Source organism: Rhizobium sp. L51/94 (assembly GCF_019355555.1).
Taxonomy (GTDB): Bacteria; Pseudomonadota; Alphaproteobacteria; order Rhizobiales; family Rhizobiaceae; genus Rhizobium; species Rhizobium rhododendri.
Window position 1 is genome coordinate 1,172,270 of the sequence record NZ_CP072141.1, and the last position, 11,949, is coordinate 1,184,218.

Below are 11,949 nucleotides of genomic sequence, written 5' to 3' on the forward strand. Positions count from 1 at the left end.
AATTTTGCAAACGGTGCATCATCTCCTTGTCGATATTTCATCGCATAATGCCGCAGCGCCTGTGCTCGACAAAGCGATGGGCGCGTTTGCCTGATCTGACAACCAACCCAAGAACGGACCTATCCTTATGAGTTTTTCATTCTCGGAACTAGACTTCATGAAGCCGGAACTCGGCGCCGAATACACCGGCGCCGGAACGCATTTTGCGGTGTTTTCGGCCAATGCCGAGAAGATTGAACTTTGCCTCTACACGGATGACGGCAAGACGGAAACAGCCCGCATGGCGCTGCCAAAGCGGGAAGGCGATATCTGGTCGGGTTATATCGCCGGCCTCGGCCCAGGCACGGTCTACGGCTACCGCGCTCACGGCCCCTACGATCCAGCCAATGGCCACCGCTTCAACCCCAACAAGCTGCTTCTCGACCCATACGCCAAGCAGATCATTGGTGACATAAAGTGGGATGACGCGCTCTACGGATATACGATTGGCGCCGAGGATGGCGATCTCTCGTTCGACGAGCGTGACAGCGGTCCGTTCATGGTAAAGGGCGTTGTTCAGGATTCTGATTTCGACTGGGATGGAGACAAGGCAATCCGGCGCCCCTGGACGGAAACCGTTATCTACGAAGCCCATGTCCGCGGCATGACGATGACCCACCCGGATGTTCCTGACGCCTTGCGCGGCACCTTTCTCGGCATGTGCAGCGATCCGATTATCGAGCACCTGACAAAGCTCGGCATTTCTGCCATCGAGCTCTTGCCGATCCAGTCCTTCGTCGATGACCGCTACCTCGAGGAAAAGAACCTCCGCAACTACTGGGGCTACCAGACCCTTGGCTTCTTCGCGCCGATGAACCGCTTCATGTCGAGCAACAAGATCACCGAAATCAAGACGATGGTGCGCAAGTTCCACGCCGCCGGCATCGAAGTGATCATGGACGTCGTCTACAATCACACTGCAGAGGGTTCCGAACGCGGACCTACGATGAGCTTCAGGGGGCTGGACAACCAGAGCTATTATCGCCTGTCGCCGGACGATCAGCGCCACACCTTTGATACCACGGGCACCGGCAACACCCTGAACGTGTCGCATCCGATGGTGCTGCGCATGGTGCTCGACAGCCTTCGCTACTGGGTCGGCGTCATGCACATTGACGGTTTCCGCTTCGATCTGGCGAGCACGCTCGGCCGCGAGGAAATGGAGTTCGACCGCCAGGGCGGCTTCTTCGACGCAATTCGCCAGGATCCGGTCCTCGCCGGCGTCAAGCTGATTGCCGAGCCGTGGGACATCGGCGAGGGCGGTTATCAGGTTGGCGGCTTCCCCTATCCCTTCCGCGAATGGAACGACAAGTTCCGCGACACCGTCCGGACCTACTGGACAGGCGAGGGCGGTCAGATTTCAAAGCTTGCGACGCGTCTCGCCGGCTCGGCAAGGCAGTTCAACCACTCCGACCGTGGCGCTACCACGTCTATCAACCTGCTTAGCGCCCATGACGGCTTCACATTGATGGACACCGTGTCGTTCAACGAGAAGCACAATGAGGCCAACGGCGAAAACAACAATGACGGCCATTCCGACAATCACTCGGACAACATGGGCGTTGAGGGCGCGACAGACGATCCCGAGATCAACGCTGCCCGCGCCCGTCGCCGTCGCAACATGATCATGACGCTGATGCTGAGCCAGGGCGTGCCGATGATTGTCGGTGGCGATGAAGTCGGCAACAGCCAGGGTGGCAACAACAACGCCTATTGCCAGGACAACGAGATCGGCTGGACGGACTGGAACGGTCTGAAAGATCCCTTCCTCGAATTCTGCCAAAAGGCCGTCGCCTTCAGGAAGGCTCATCCCGTCCTTCGCCAGGAGCGCTTTCTGACCGGTGACACCTCGGAAGACGGTCGCGCTGAGATCGCCTGGTTCAAGCCCGACGGCAACCAGATGGACGACGGCGCCTGGGATGATGGCGAATTGCGCGTCCTGGGTGTCTACATCGGTAAGAGTGTCCATGCTACCGATAGCGAAGTCCTCGACGACCTGTTCATGGTGTTCAATGCGGGCGGCGACTGTGAATTCCATCTTCCTGAATTGGGGGAGGGTGAAAAATGGTGCCGCGTCGTGGATACTGGCACGGAAGAAACCTTCAAAACCCATGAGGTTGAAAACACGGTTGTCGTCTACGCCGCGAGTGTCGCGGTATTCGCACCGAAAGCCGATGAGCCGGATCAGCCGAAGACTGCCGAGCGCAAGCGTTGGTTCCACTTTGGTCGTCAGGCTCAACCCGACAGGAAATAGCAGGCAGCTTCGATGAGCGAAATATCGATCACAGATCTTGGTCTTGTGTATGTGAACGACAGCGAACCTGGTATACGCCGCCATCGAAGAGGCACAGGCTTTTCCTACAGGCTGCCGGACGGCAGCGTGCTCAACGACGCGGTCCATCGCAAGCGGATCGCGTCGCTCGGTCTTCCGCCCGCCTATGACAATGTCTGGATCTGCCTGCAGGAAAACGGCCACCTGCAGGCAACCGGCATGGATGCGCGCGGACGCAAGCAGTACCGCTACCACAAGGAGTGGCAGTCGCACCGGAGCGTGGAGAAATTCCACCAGCTCATCGAATTCGGTCAGGCATTACCGAAAATGCGCCGCGCCGTCCTGCGTCACCTCGATGGTGGCATGGATGACATCCACGGTGTCCTTGCTGCGTTGGCCACGTTGCTCGACGAGGCCCATCTGCGCGTGGGCAATCAGAGCTATGCGCGCGAAAACGGCACCTATGGCGCGACCACTCTTCTGAAACGCCACCTTAAACTCAACGGCGGGCGTATCGAGCTTCGGTTCATCGCCAAGGGTGGCAAGAGGGTGCAGCGGAGCCTGAAACATCCGCGTCTGCAAAGGATGCTGGAAGAGATCGCCGATCTGCCCGGTCGCCAGTTGTTTGCTTGGAAAGACGAACACGGGTTGCTGAGACCAATCGATTCGGGCCGCCTCAATCTTTACCTCGGAGAAATCTCCGGCCTTTCCGTCTCGGCAAAGACATTTCGAACCTGGGGTGGCTCGCTCGCCGCCTTCACCTCCGCCCGCAATGCGCTGGAAAAAGGCATGCGGCCGACGGTCAAGGAAATGTCCGAGGCGTCTGCCGAGGTGCTCCACAACACGCCGGCAATTTCACGTTCGAGCTACATACATCCGTCGATAATTGCTCTTGCAGACAAGCAGCATTCTCTCGACGAAGAGGTCTTCGCGCCCCTCGTCGAACCCCTGCGTGGTCTTCGGGCTGACGAAAACCGATTGCTCGATTTTCTGATCAGGCGCAGTGAAGAGAGCAGTCCATCGGCATAGTAGGTCTTGGCTCCAGGAACCATTTGCCCCTGCAGCAGTTGCAACCTGAACAATGCGTTGTGGAGGTAGTGATGAAAGACGTCCAAGACAGCAAGGCCTCCAGGCAGCCGGATCCCCGCGATCGTTTGATAGTCGCGCTTTACGCGCAGCTAAAGGCGGAACGTGAAACCCGCGAGGCGCTGGAATGGCTCATCCATAACGGCACCTTGTCGAGCGCGGTTCTGGAGGCGGTCGCTGGCGATGCCGTGCCCGCTGCCAGCAGTGACGAGCTGGCTGCTGTCGAAAAGATCGTCGCCTTAGACAACCGTCGTCGCGGACACTGATCATGACAGCACGAGCAAGCTGGAAGGGGCAGTTGACCATCGGCGCACTAAGCTGCTCGGTAGGGCTCTACACTGCGGTATCGTCCTCCGAACGTCTTTCATTCCACATCATCAATCGCAAGACCGGCAATCGCGTCGAGCGCCAGTTCGTCGACAGCGAGACAGGCAAGCCCGTGGAGCGGGACGATCAGATCAAAGGCTACCTGCTGGACGATGGTGAGTACCTCGTCATGGAAGGCGACGAGCTCGCCTCGATAGTGCCCGAAAGTGATAAGGTCCTGTCGATCGAAAGCTTTATCGGCTGGGACGATATCGACCGGCTGTATTTCGACAGACCCTATTTCCTGATCCCGGTCAGTGACGATGATCGCGAGGTCCTGGCGCTGGTGATCGAAGCGATGAATCGGGAAAAGGTTGCCGCTCTCGCCCACGCTGTCCTATTCCGCCGGTACCGGACGCTGCTGGTTCGTCCCTATGAAAAAGGTCTCGTCGCCACGATGCTCAATTTCGACTACGAGGTCCGTTCCGAGGCCGATGCCTTCGAGGATATACCCGAGCTCGAGGTGACAGGGGAAATGCTGGAGCTGGCAAGCCACATCATCGATACCAAGAAGGGCACCTTCGACGCCTCCGCCTTTGACGACCGATACGAAGAGGCATTGGTGGAACTGGTCAAGGCGAAGGTGGAGGGCAAGCCTCTGCCGAAGAAGCCGCCAGTAAAAGAAGAGAAGGTCGTCGATCTCATGCAGGCCTTGCGCGAGAGCGCGGGCATGGCGAAGCCCAAGCCCGGGGCAAAGACAAAGAAAGCGCCAGCGCAGACAAAGAAAGCCGGCTAATCAGTTCTTTGGCCGAGTTATCGCCCCTTGGGTGTCTGGTTTGCTTCGATGCTCTTCTTCAGCGCATCCATGATGTTGATGACGTTGCCAGATGTCGCGGGAGCTTCTTTGCAAGCAGGTGCCGGCTTCTTGCCGCGTCCCTTTTTCTTCGCCTTGATCAATGCTGCGAGTTTGTCTTGGATAGGGTCGAGCGTCAACTCGGGAGACCAGTCCACCTTGCGCTTTTCGATCAGCGTCTTCATCAGGACAAGTGCCTCTGCTTCCGGCTTTTCTGCCACTGCAAAGGATTTGTCCGGCTCACGCACCTCGTCGCCATAACGCAGCGTCCAGAGGACAATGCCGTTGCCGCTCGGCTCCAGCAACACAGCACGCTCGCGCCGGTTCAGCACAAGGCGCGCGATCCCGACCACCCCGCTGGCCTTCATGGCCTCCCGAATGACGCAGAAGGCTTCCAGACCCACCTTGTCCTCAGGCGCCAGAAAATGCGGAGCGTCGTAGTAGATCCAGTCGATCGAGTTTTTTGGCACGAAGGTGTCGATACTGATGGCGCGATTGCTTTCGAGGGCGACAGCCTCGATCTCCTCGTCCTCGAGGAAGATGTAATCGTCGTCGCCGCGCTCGTAACCCTTCACCTGCTGATCGTCTGGCACAGGCTTGCCGGTGCCGGAATCGATGTAGTGGCTTTCCAGCCGGTTTCCACTCTTCCGATTGATCACATTGAACCTGATCTTGGCATTGTCCGTCGTCGCCGGCGTCAGCGATACCTGGCAGGTCACCAGGGAGAGTTTCAAATAGCCTTTCCAGTATCGGGGCTGTTTTGCCAAAATCTGTCTCCATCCCTTTCGCGACTACGCGATGTCCTGATCCAGCTCGGGGTAGTGTCGGAATATGCCGTCCTCGTTGAACGGGAGGCGCCTCTCGGATTGCAGGTAACGTGCGATGTTGGGTCTCTGGGCGACAGCATCGCGAAGCGCGATCAGCAAAGGATATCGAGGGGCGTAGCCTTTCATGGCGCGCGGAAACGCATAAGTCAGGCCTTCGACGACCTGGAGCAGAGACAGGTCCACATAACTCAGCGATGGCCCCACGCTGTATGTGGGGCCGGAAGTATTCGCCTTCAGGATACGCTCGAAATAGCCGAGGTACTTCGGAATGCGTTCCTGGATGAAAGCTTCCGCCCGCAGCTTTGCCGCGTCTTTCTGGTCTTCGTAATATTGCGATGTGGAGATTGGGTGGTGCGTGTCGTGAACCTCGGACACGAGGTCCGTGATCGTCAGCTGCAAGCCGTTGGCAACAAACCGTTGCTCGTCTCCCGCCGGCGCCAGGCCGAGCTTCGGCCCCAGATAAAGAAGGATATTGGCAACATGCGACACGAAGAGCTCGCCATCCTTCAGGAACGGCGGTGAGAATGGAATCTGGGGGCGCTTTTCACGCTTCATAATCTCCAGCATGGCACCCGTTCCCCGGCCGGGACCGTCGGCGCGGGTCACATCGACGTAGTCAGCGCCAGCTTCTTCCAAGGCGAGGCGGACAAACTCACCGCGGCCTTGTAGTCCGTCCCAGTAATATAACTCATAAGTCATCGAATCTCGCCATGTCATTGGGTCGTTTGGGTCGCCGCTGCAGACCTTCGGACCCGCTGAAAGACTGGTGCTTAACGGATGACCGTGCAGTTTACGGAGGTGGGGCTACGCTTTCGCAGTCACATCCTTCTTGGTCGACCGCTTCGGCGAAAGGGCTGGCGCTGGTGTTGACCCATTGGCTTTTGCCGCCTTGGAAGAGGTGGTCTTTGCTTTCGGCTTCACGGCAAGGCCGTGTGGCGCCGTCGTTTCCATGACGGCCCTTTCCTTGGTCGCCTGTTCCCAGTGGATTGAGTCTCTCCCTGTTGGATAGCCTTCCTCCTCCCAGAGTGCGTAAGCGCGTTTCATAATCCATTCGTCTCGGGATTCCGTCATCGCTTTTCTCCTTGGCAGCTTGGAAAGCTTAACTTCTTGGGAAATGCAAAGTTCCAGCTCCGCTGACACGTCTGTTGGATATCGGGTCGCAGCGTCGCGATGGCGCTGCCAGAACTGGGGCGATATTGGGACCAGGGAAACCCGCTCGTCGCGAACATCAGGTCGCATCAACATTGCCGCAAAATCAATATGAGCCGGCAATGGCGCTTGTTCAATTCAAAAACGTAATCCCTCGTTTTTTGCAGTGCAAAACCGCCCCTCTACACCCCGCTCCCCTCAACCCTTCGATTGCGCACAATTCCGGCACCGTTATAGTCGCCCGATGTTCAGCATTATCATTGCCTACTGGCCCCATATCCTTCTCTTTCTGTCGGTTGCCATGGGTGCAACTGCGGCTATTCATGCCGCCATGACGAAGGAAGACGTGCGTGCCGCCATCGGATGGGTCGCTCTCATCGTCTTGTCTCCCATCGTCGGTGCGCTTCTATACGCGGTCGCGGGTATCAACCGCATCCGGCGGGCGGCGCTGACATCCCAGCGAGACATGCTTTTCAGGCAGGAAACGCGCAGTGAACTGGCGATCTTCGAAGCTGACAGCGAGGCGCTGCGGATTGCCTATGGGCAGCGTTTTGGCGCGATGAAGGTGCTGGGAGATCGCGTCACCCGCCATCCCATGACCAGTGGCAATTCCATCAAGATGCTGGAGGGCGGCGATGTCGCCTACCCGGCGATGCTGGAGGAAATCAATGCCGCGGAGCGCAGCATCATCCTCGAAACCTACATCTTCGATCGCGATCCCATCGGGCTGAGGATCGCCGATGCGCTGATTGCTGCCGTCCGGCGCGGAATCACTGTTCGCGTGCTGATCGATGCCGTCGGCGCCCGCTATTCGGTGCCAAGCATCATGGGCCACCTGAAGGAGGGTGGGGTTACGGTCGACGTCTTCAACGGCAATGTCATCATTGGCCTCCGGCTGCCCTATGCCAACCTCAGAACCCACCGCAAGATCCTGATCGTCGACGGGCGCGTAGCGTTAACCGGCGGCATGAACATCCGGAAGGGCTTCACGACAGAGTTTGCCGGCGAACAGGCTGCCCACGATGCGCATTTCCGCGTCACCGGTCCGGCCGTCGCAGACCTGTTCCACACCGCGTCCGAAGACTGGCGTTTTGCCACCGGGGAAATCCTCCAGGGCGATGAATGGCGAATGGCAGAGCAGCAGAGGGATCCGGATGCACCGATCCTGATGCGCATCGTCTCATCCGGTCCAGACCGGAGCCTCGAGACTAACCACAAGATGCTGATTGGCGCGTTTTCAGTCGCCCGCAGCTCGATCCTGATCATGTCCCCCTATTTTCTGCCGGATCGCGAATTGATCAGCGCCCTGATCACGGCAGCGCGACGCGGCGTAACGGTCGATATCGTCGTGCCTGCGGCCAATAATCTGGTGCTCGTCGACCGCGCCATGACAGCGCAGTTCGATCAGATGCTGAAGAACTACTGCCGTATCTGGCGCGCGAAAGGCGCTTTCAATCATTCAAAGCTGCTGTCGATCGACGATGTCTGGGCCTATGTCGGCTCGTCCAATCTGGATCCTCGTTCGATGCGGCTGAACTTCGAGGTCGATATGGAGGTCATCGACCGGAGTTTCGCAAAGAAGATCGGCGACCATATCCGCGAAGTCCTGTCGACTTCGGAGCAGGTCGAGCAGCATGCGCTGCGCAAGAGACCGTTCCTGGTGCGGTTGCTGGAAAAGGTCCTCTGGCTCGGATCACCTTTTCTTTAGCGCCAAACGGGCATTGGGGACTGGCGGTCGCGTCGGCCGGCCCTATAGTCGGGAGAAGCGACATCGCGGTCGCCTGCAAGCTGGTCGAGTGAAATGCATACGAAAAACCACCAAAGCCTGCGCAGAAGCATTTTGCATTCCATCCGGAACCGGAAGATCCATCGCACGCACGCCCATGCGACCGACCATGAACGTATGCCGGGCACCGTAATCGCCTCCTACAATGTTCATAAATGCGTCGGCTCGGATCGACGCTTCGATCCCGATCGCATTCTGCGGGTCATCCAGGAAATCGATGCGGACATCATGGCCTTGCAGGAGGCCGACAGCCGGTTTGGCGAACGCACCGGCCTGCTCGATCTGTCCAGGCTCGAGCGTGAGACAGGGTTGGTCGCCGTGCCGGTCGAAGGGGTCGCGAAGGCCCATGGTTGGCATGGCAATGTCGTGCTGTTCAAGCAGGGAAAGGTCCGAGATGTCCATCAGATCAAGCTGCCAGGTCTCGAGCCACGTGGCGCGCTGGTGGCGGAGATCGAGCTGTCGAACGGCAGTGCCCTGCGCATCATAGCCGCCCATTTCGGCCTCTTGCGTCGCTCACGCGCGCAGCAGGCGCGTGTCCTCGTCGATATCATGACCAGGGACGATGAAACGCCGACCATCCTGCTCGGCGATCTCAACGAATGGCGTCTGGGCAACCGCTCATCGCTACACACGTTTCACGCGGCGTTCGGTCCTCAGCCGGCTGCGGTACCAAGCTTCCCCGCCAATATGCCGATCCTTGCGCTCGATCGCATGATCGCCAACAAGAGCGGCCTGATCTCGGCAATAGAGGTCCATAACACCCCTCTGGCGCGCATGGCTTCCGACCATCTGCCCATCAAGACGACGTTGGTGGCAGAGCCAATAGCCGCAGCAAGCGTCTGATCGCCGGCGTCAAACCTTATCGCGAAACAGTTTCCAGCGTGTCGGCCTGAAGGCGATGCGGCTACGGTCGAGCTCGCCAACTTTTTCGGGTGGTAATTCGATCTCGACCCGGGGATGACCGGCGCCGATATCGATTTCGATATGACGTGTGCCTGCAACGCGACGGCTGGCGGTAAGCAGCCCCGCTATGCAGCCGCCGCATCCATCGCGCAGTTCGACGTCGTGAGGCCGAAAGTAGAGATTGGCCGTACCGTCGGGCTCGCCTGCGGCCGTCAGTCCGAGCGGGCGATCCTCGAACCAGATCTCGCCATCGGTCAACTGCACCTTCAAGCAGTTCGACTGGCCGATGAAGCCGAAGACGAAGGGCGAATTCGGAGTGTCGTAGATATCGTCGGGCGTGCCGATCTGCTCGATGGCACCCTGGCTCATGACGACGACCCGGTCCGCAAGCTCGAGTGCCTCGTCCTGATCATGGGTCACGAAGACAGTCGTATGGCCCGTCCGGTCGTGAATTTCCCGCAGCCATTTGCGCAGATCCTTGCGCACCTGCGCATCGAGCGCCCCGAAAGGCTCGTCGAGCAAAAGCACGTTGGGCTCGACGGCCATGGCGCGGGCGAGCGCCACGCGCTGCCGCTGGCCGCCGGACAGCTGTGCTGGATAGCGTTTTTCGAGGCCGGAAAGCTGAACCAGATCGAGCAGTTCGAGCGCCCGCCGACGGATCTCCGATCGCGCCGGGCGGCGCGCCGAGGGGCGCACCTTGAGGCCGAAGGAGATATTGTCGAGCACCGTCATGTGGCGGAATAGCGCATAGTGCTGGAAGACGAAGCCGATATTGCGCTGCTGCACGGTCTTCATCGAGGCGTCTTCATTGCCGAAATAGATCTCGCCTTCCGTCGGCGTCTCCAGCCCGGCGATCAGCCGCAACAAGGTCGTCTTGCCGGAGCCGGAGGGCCCCAGCAGCGCAATCAGCTCGCCGGAGCGGATGTCCAGCGTGACGTCGTGCAGGGCCGGAAAGCGGCCGAAATCCTTGCGGATGTTTTGAACGCGAACTTCCATCAGTCTTCCTTAGTGACGCCGGCTCGCAGCGATTTCCTCGCTGAAGCGCATTTCCAGCAACGTCTTGAGAATAAGCGTCACCAAGGCGAGCAGCGCAAGCAGCGTTGCCACGGCGAAAGCGCCGGAGAAATTGTAGTCGTTGTAGAGAATTTCGATCTGCAGCGGCATGGTGTTGGTCTCGCCGCGGATATGACCTGACACTACCGAGACTGCGCCGAATTCGCCCATGGCGCGGGCGTTGCAGAGCAGCACGCCGTAGAGCAGTCCCCATTTGATATTCGGCAGCGTCACGTACCAGAAGGTCTGGAAACCGCTGGCGCCGAGCGAAAGGGCGGCCTCTTCATCGGCCGTGCCCTGTTCCTGCATCAGCGGGATCAGTTCGCGGGCAACGAACGGAAAGGTAACGAACATCGTCGCCAGCACGAGGCCGGGCACCGCGAAAAGGATCTTGATATTGTTTGCCTCAAGCCATGGGCCGAGCAGGCTGTTGGAGCCGAACAGCAATACGAAGACCAATCCGGCGATGACCGGGGATACCGAGAACGGCAGGTCGATCAGCGTCGTCAGGAACGCCTTGCCCTTGAATTCGAACTTGGCAATCGCCCAGGCCGCACCCACGCCAAACACCAGATTGAGAGGCACGCTGATGGCAGCGACAATCAGCGTCAGCTTGATGGCAGAAAACGTCTCTTCGTCCTGCAGCGCCTCGAAAAATGCGCCAGCGCCCTTGCGAAACGCTTCGACGAAAACGGCCGCCATCGGTAGCAGCAGGATCAGCGCCAGGAAAACGAGCGAGATTGCGATCAGCGTCCAGCGGGCAAACCGGCCCTCGGTGACGGCAGACGTCACCTCATGAGGCGGCGCTGTTGGATCATGCGCCATAGCCGTACCTCCGCCTGCTCCAGGTCTGGATGAGGTTGATCACCAGCAGCATCACGAAGGAGATGATCAGCATGATCGCGGCGATGCCGGTCGCTGCGGCATAATTATATTCCTCGAGCCGGATGACGATCAGCAACGGTGCAATTTCCGACACGTAGGGCAGGTTGCCGGCAATGAAGATCACAGATCCATACTCCCCGACCGCACGCGCAAAGGAAAGCGCGAAGCCGGTGAGCACGGCAGGAGCCAGCCCCGGCAATAGCACCCGGGTGATGGTTTGGAAGCGGTTAGCGCCGAGCGTTGCTGCAGCCTCTTCGACCTCGCGGTCGATTTCTTCCATGATCGGCTGTACCGTGCGCACCACGAAGGGCAAGCCGACGAAAATCAGTGCAATCACAACGCCCACAGGCGTAAAAGCGACCTTGATGCCGAGCGGCGAAAGAAACTGGCCGATCCAGCCATTCGGCGAATAGAGTGTGGTCAGCGCGATACCGGCGACGGCCGTCGGCAGCGCGAAGGGCAGGTCAACGACGGCATCGATGATCCGCTTTCCGGGGAAATTGTAGCGGACCAGCACCCAGGCCAGAATGACGCCGAAAATTGCATTGACGACGGCAGCGACCAGGGCGCCGCCAAAGCTCATTCGCAACGCCGCGAGAACCCGAGGGTCTGACGCGATCGACCAGAAGGCTCCCCAGCCGAGCGAACTCGTCTTCAGCAGCAGGCCTGAAATCGGAATGAGAACTATGAGGATAAGCCATATCAAGGTAAAACCGAGCGCCATTCCAAATCCTGGAATGACGCTCGGTTGCCTGAATTGCCACCGCCTACGGGTTGGTGCCTGCATCTA

At 59.1% G+C, this 11,949-nt stretch carries 12 protein-coding genes; 6 read left to right on the forward strand and 6 right to left on the reverse strand.

From position 1 onward, the window contains the following. The first annotated feature begins 127 nt into the window (after positions 1 to 127). The 4 genes from glgX to J5274_RS05580 all read left to right on the forward strand — a co-directional run bounded on the left by glgX (position 128) and on the right by J5274_RS05580 (position 4,499). Positions 128 to 2,293: a glycogen debranching protein GlgX gene (gene glgX / locus J5274_RS05565; RefSeq protein WP_142823807.1), complete on the forward strand. Its 2,166-nt coding sequence runs from the start codon at positions 128 to 130 to the stop codon at positions 2,291 to 2,293. Positions 2,294 to 2,305: 12 nt separating this feature from the next. Then, positions 2,306 to 3,340 (forward strand): DNA topoisomerase IB, encoded by a 1,035-nt coding sequence (locus J5274_RS05570; RefSeq protein WP_142823808.1) that lies wholly within the window; start codon positions 2,306 to 2,308, stop codon positions 3,338 to 3,340. Positions 3,341 to 3,411: 71 nt separating this feature from the next. Then, on the forward strand, positions 3,412 to 3,663 hold the full coding sequence (locus tag J5274_RS05575; protein WP_142823809.1) for a hypothetical protein: 252 nt from the start codon (positions 3,412 to 3,414) through the stop codon (positions 3,661 to 3,663). 2 nt (positions 3,664 to 3,665) lie between these two features. Continuing rightward, positions 3,666 to 4,499, forward strand: a complete 834-nt coding sequence (locus J5274_RS05580; RefSeq protein ID WP_142823810.1) for a Ku protein — start codon at positions 3,666 to 3,668, stop codon at positions 4,497 to 4,499. A 17-nt stretch (positions 4,500 to 4,516) separates the two neighbouring features. Here the strand turns inward: J5274_RS05580 and J5274_RS05585 are convergent, their stop codons facing one another. The 3 genes from J5274_RS05585 to J5274_RS05595 form a co-directional block, all read right to left on the reverse strand. Then, positions 4,517 to 5,323: a Ku protein gene (locus J5274_RS05585; RefSeq protein ID WP_142823811.1), complete on the reverse strand. Its 807-nt coding sequence runs from the start codon at positions 5,321 to 5,323 to the stop codon at positions 4,517 to 4,519. Positions 5,324 to 5,347: 24 nt separating this feature from the next. Beyond that, positions 5,348 to 6,082 (reverse strand): glutathione S-transferase, encoded by a 735-nt coding sequence (locus tag J5274_RS05590; protein WP_219274801.1) that lies wholly within the window; start codon positions 6,080 to 6,082, stop codon positions 5,348 to 5,350. Between the two features lie 105 nt (positions 6,083 to 6,187). Further along, a complete protein-coding gene (locus J5274_RS05595) occupies positions 6,188 to 6,454 on the reverse strand; it encodes a DUF2934 domain-containing protein (RefSeq protein ID WP_142823813.1) in 267 nt (88 codons plus the stop codon). A 322-nt stretch (positions 6,455 to 6,776) separates the two neighbouring features. On the opposite strand from J5274_RS05595, the gene J5274_RS05600 reads away from it, so the two are divergent. Then, positions 6,777 to 8,240, forward strand: a complete 1,464-nt coding sequence (locus tag J5274_RS05600; RefSeq protein WP_142823814.1) for a phosphatidylserine/phosphatidylglycerophosphate/cardiolipin synthase family protein — start codon at positions 6,777 to 6,779, stop codon at positions 8,238 to 8,240. Positions 8,241 to 8,333: 93 nt separating this feature from the next. Beyond that, entirely contained in the window at positions 8,334 to 9,161 is an 828-nt protein-coding gene (locus J5274_RS05605) for an endonuclease/exonuclease/phosphatase family protein (protein ID WP_142823815.1), read from the forward strand. 9 nt (positions 9,162 to 9,170) lie between these two features. On the opposite strand, the gene J5274_RS05610 is transcribed toward J5274_RS05605, so the two are convergent. The 3 genes from J5274_RS05610 to cysT are packed head-to-tail and all read right to left on the reverse strand — an operon-like array spanning position 9,171 to position 11,946. Further along, positions 9,171 to 10,217: a sulfate/molybdate ABC transporter ATP-binding protein gene (locus J5274_RS05610; protein ID WP_142823816.1), complete on the reverse strand. Its 1,047-nt coding sequence runs from the start codon at positions 10,215 to 10,217 to the stop codon at positions 9,171 to 9,173. A 9-nt stretch (positions 10,218 to 10,226) separates the two neighbouring features. Then, on the reverse strand, positions 10,227 to 11,099 hold the full coding sequence (gene cysW / locus J5274_RS05615; RefSeq protein ID WP_219274802.1) for a sulfate ABC transporter permease subunit CysW: 873 nt from the start codon (positions 11,097 to 11,099) through the stop codon (positions 10,227 to 10,229). Continuing rightward, positions 11,089 to 11,946, reverse strand: coding sequence for a sulfate ABC transporter permease subunit CysT (gene cysT / locus J5274_RS05620; RefSeq protein WP_111216351.1), 858 nt, complete (start codon positions 11,944 to 11,946; stop codon positions 11,089 to 11,091). Before cysT ends, cysW begins: the two co-directional genes overlap by 11 nt. Positions 11,947 to 11,949: the final 3 nt, after the last annotated feature.

Bases quoted from the DNA above. Each gene is read 5' to 3' on its own strand.
- glgX (WP_142823807.1), top strand. From the start codon at position 128: ATGAGTTTTTCATTCTCGGAACTAGACTTCATGAAGCCGGAACTCGGC.
- J5274_RS05570 (WP_142823808.1), top strand. From the start codon at position 2,306: ATGAGCGAAATATCGATCACAGATCTTGGTCTTGTGTATGTGAACGAC.
- J5274_RS05575 (WP_142823809.1), top strand. From the start codon at position 3,412: ATGAAAGACGTCCAAGACAGCAAGGCCTCCAGGCAGCCGGATCCCCGC.
- J5274_RS05580 (WP_142823810.1), top strand. From the start codon at position 3,666: ATGACAGCACGAGCAAGCTGGAAGGGGCAGTTGACCATCGGCGCACTA.
- J5274_RS05590 (WP_219274801.1), bottom strand. From the start codon at position 6,082: ATGACTTATGAGTTATATTACTGGGACGGACTACAAGGCCGCGGTGAG.
- J5274_RS05595 (WP_142823813.1), bottom strand. From the start codon at position 6,454: ATGACGGAATCCCGAGACGAATGGATTATGAAACGCGCTTACGCACTC.
- J5274_RS05600 (WP_142823814.1), top strand. From the start codon at position 6,777: ATGTTCAGCATTATCATTGCCTACTGGCCCCATATCCTTCTCTTTCTG.
- J5274_RS05605 (WP_142823815.1), top strand. From the start codon at position 8,334: ATGCATACGAAAAACCACCAAAGCCTGCGCAGAAGCATTTTGCATTCC.
- J5274_RS05610 (WP_142823816.1), bottom strand. From the start codon at position 10,217: ATGGAAGTTCGCGTTCAAAACATCCGCAAGGATTTCGGCCGCTTTCCG.
- cysW (WP_219274802.1), bottom strand. From the start codon at position 11,099: ATGGCGCATGATCCAACAGCGCCGCCTCATGAGGTGACGTCTGCCGTC.
- cysT (WP_111216351.1), bottom strand. From the start codon at position 11,946: ATGCAGGCACCAACCCGTAGGCGGTGGCAATTCAGGCAACCGAGCGTC.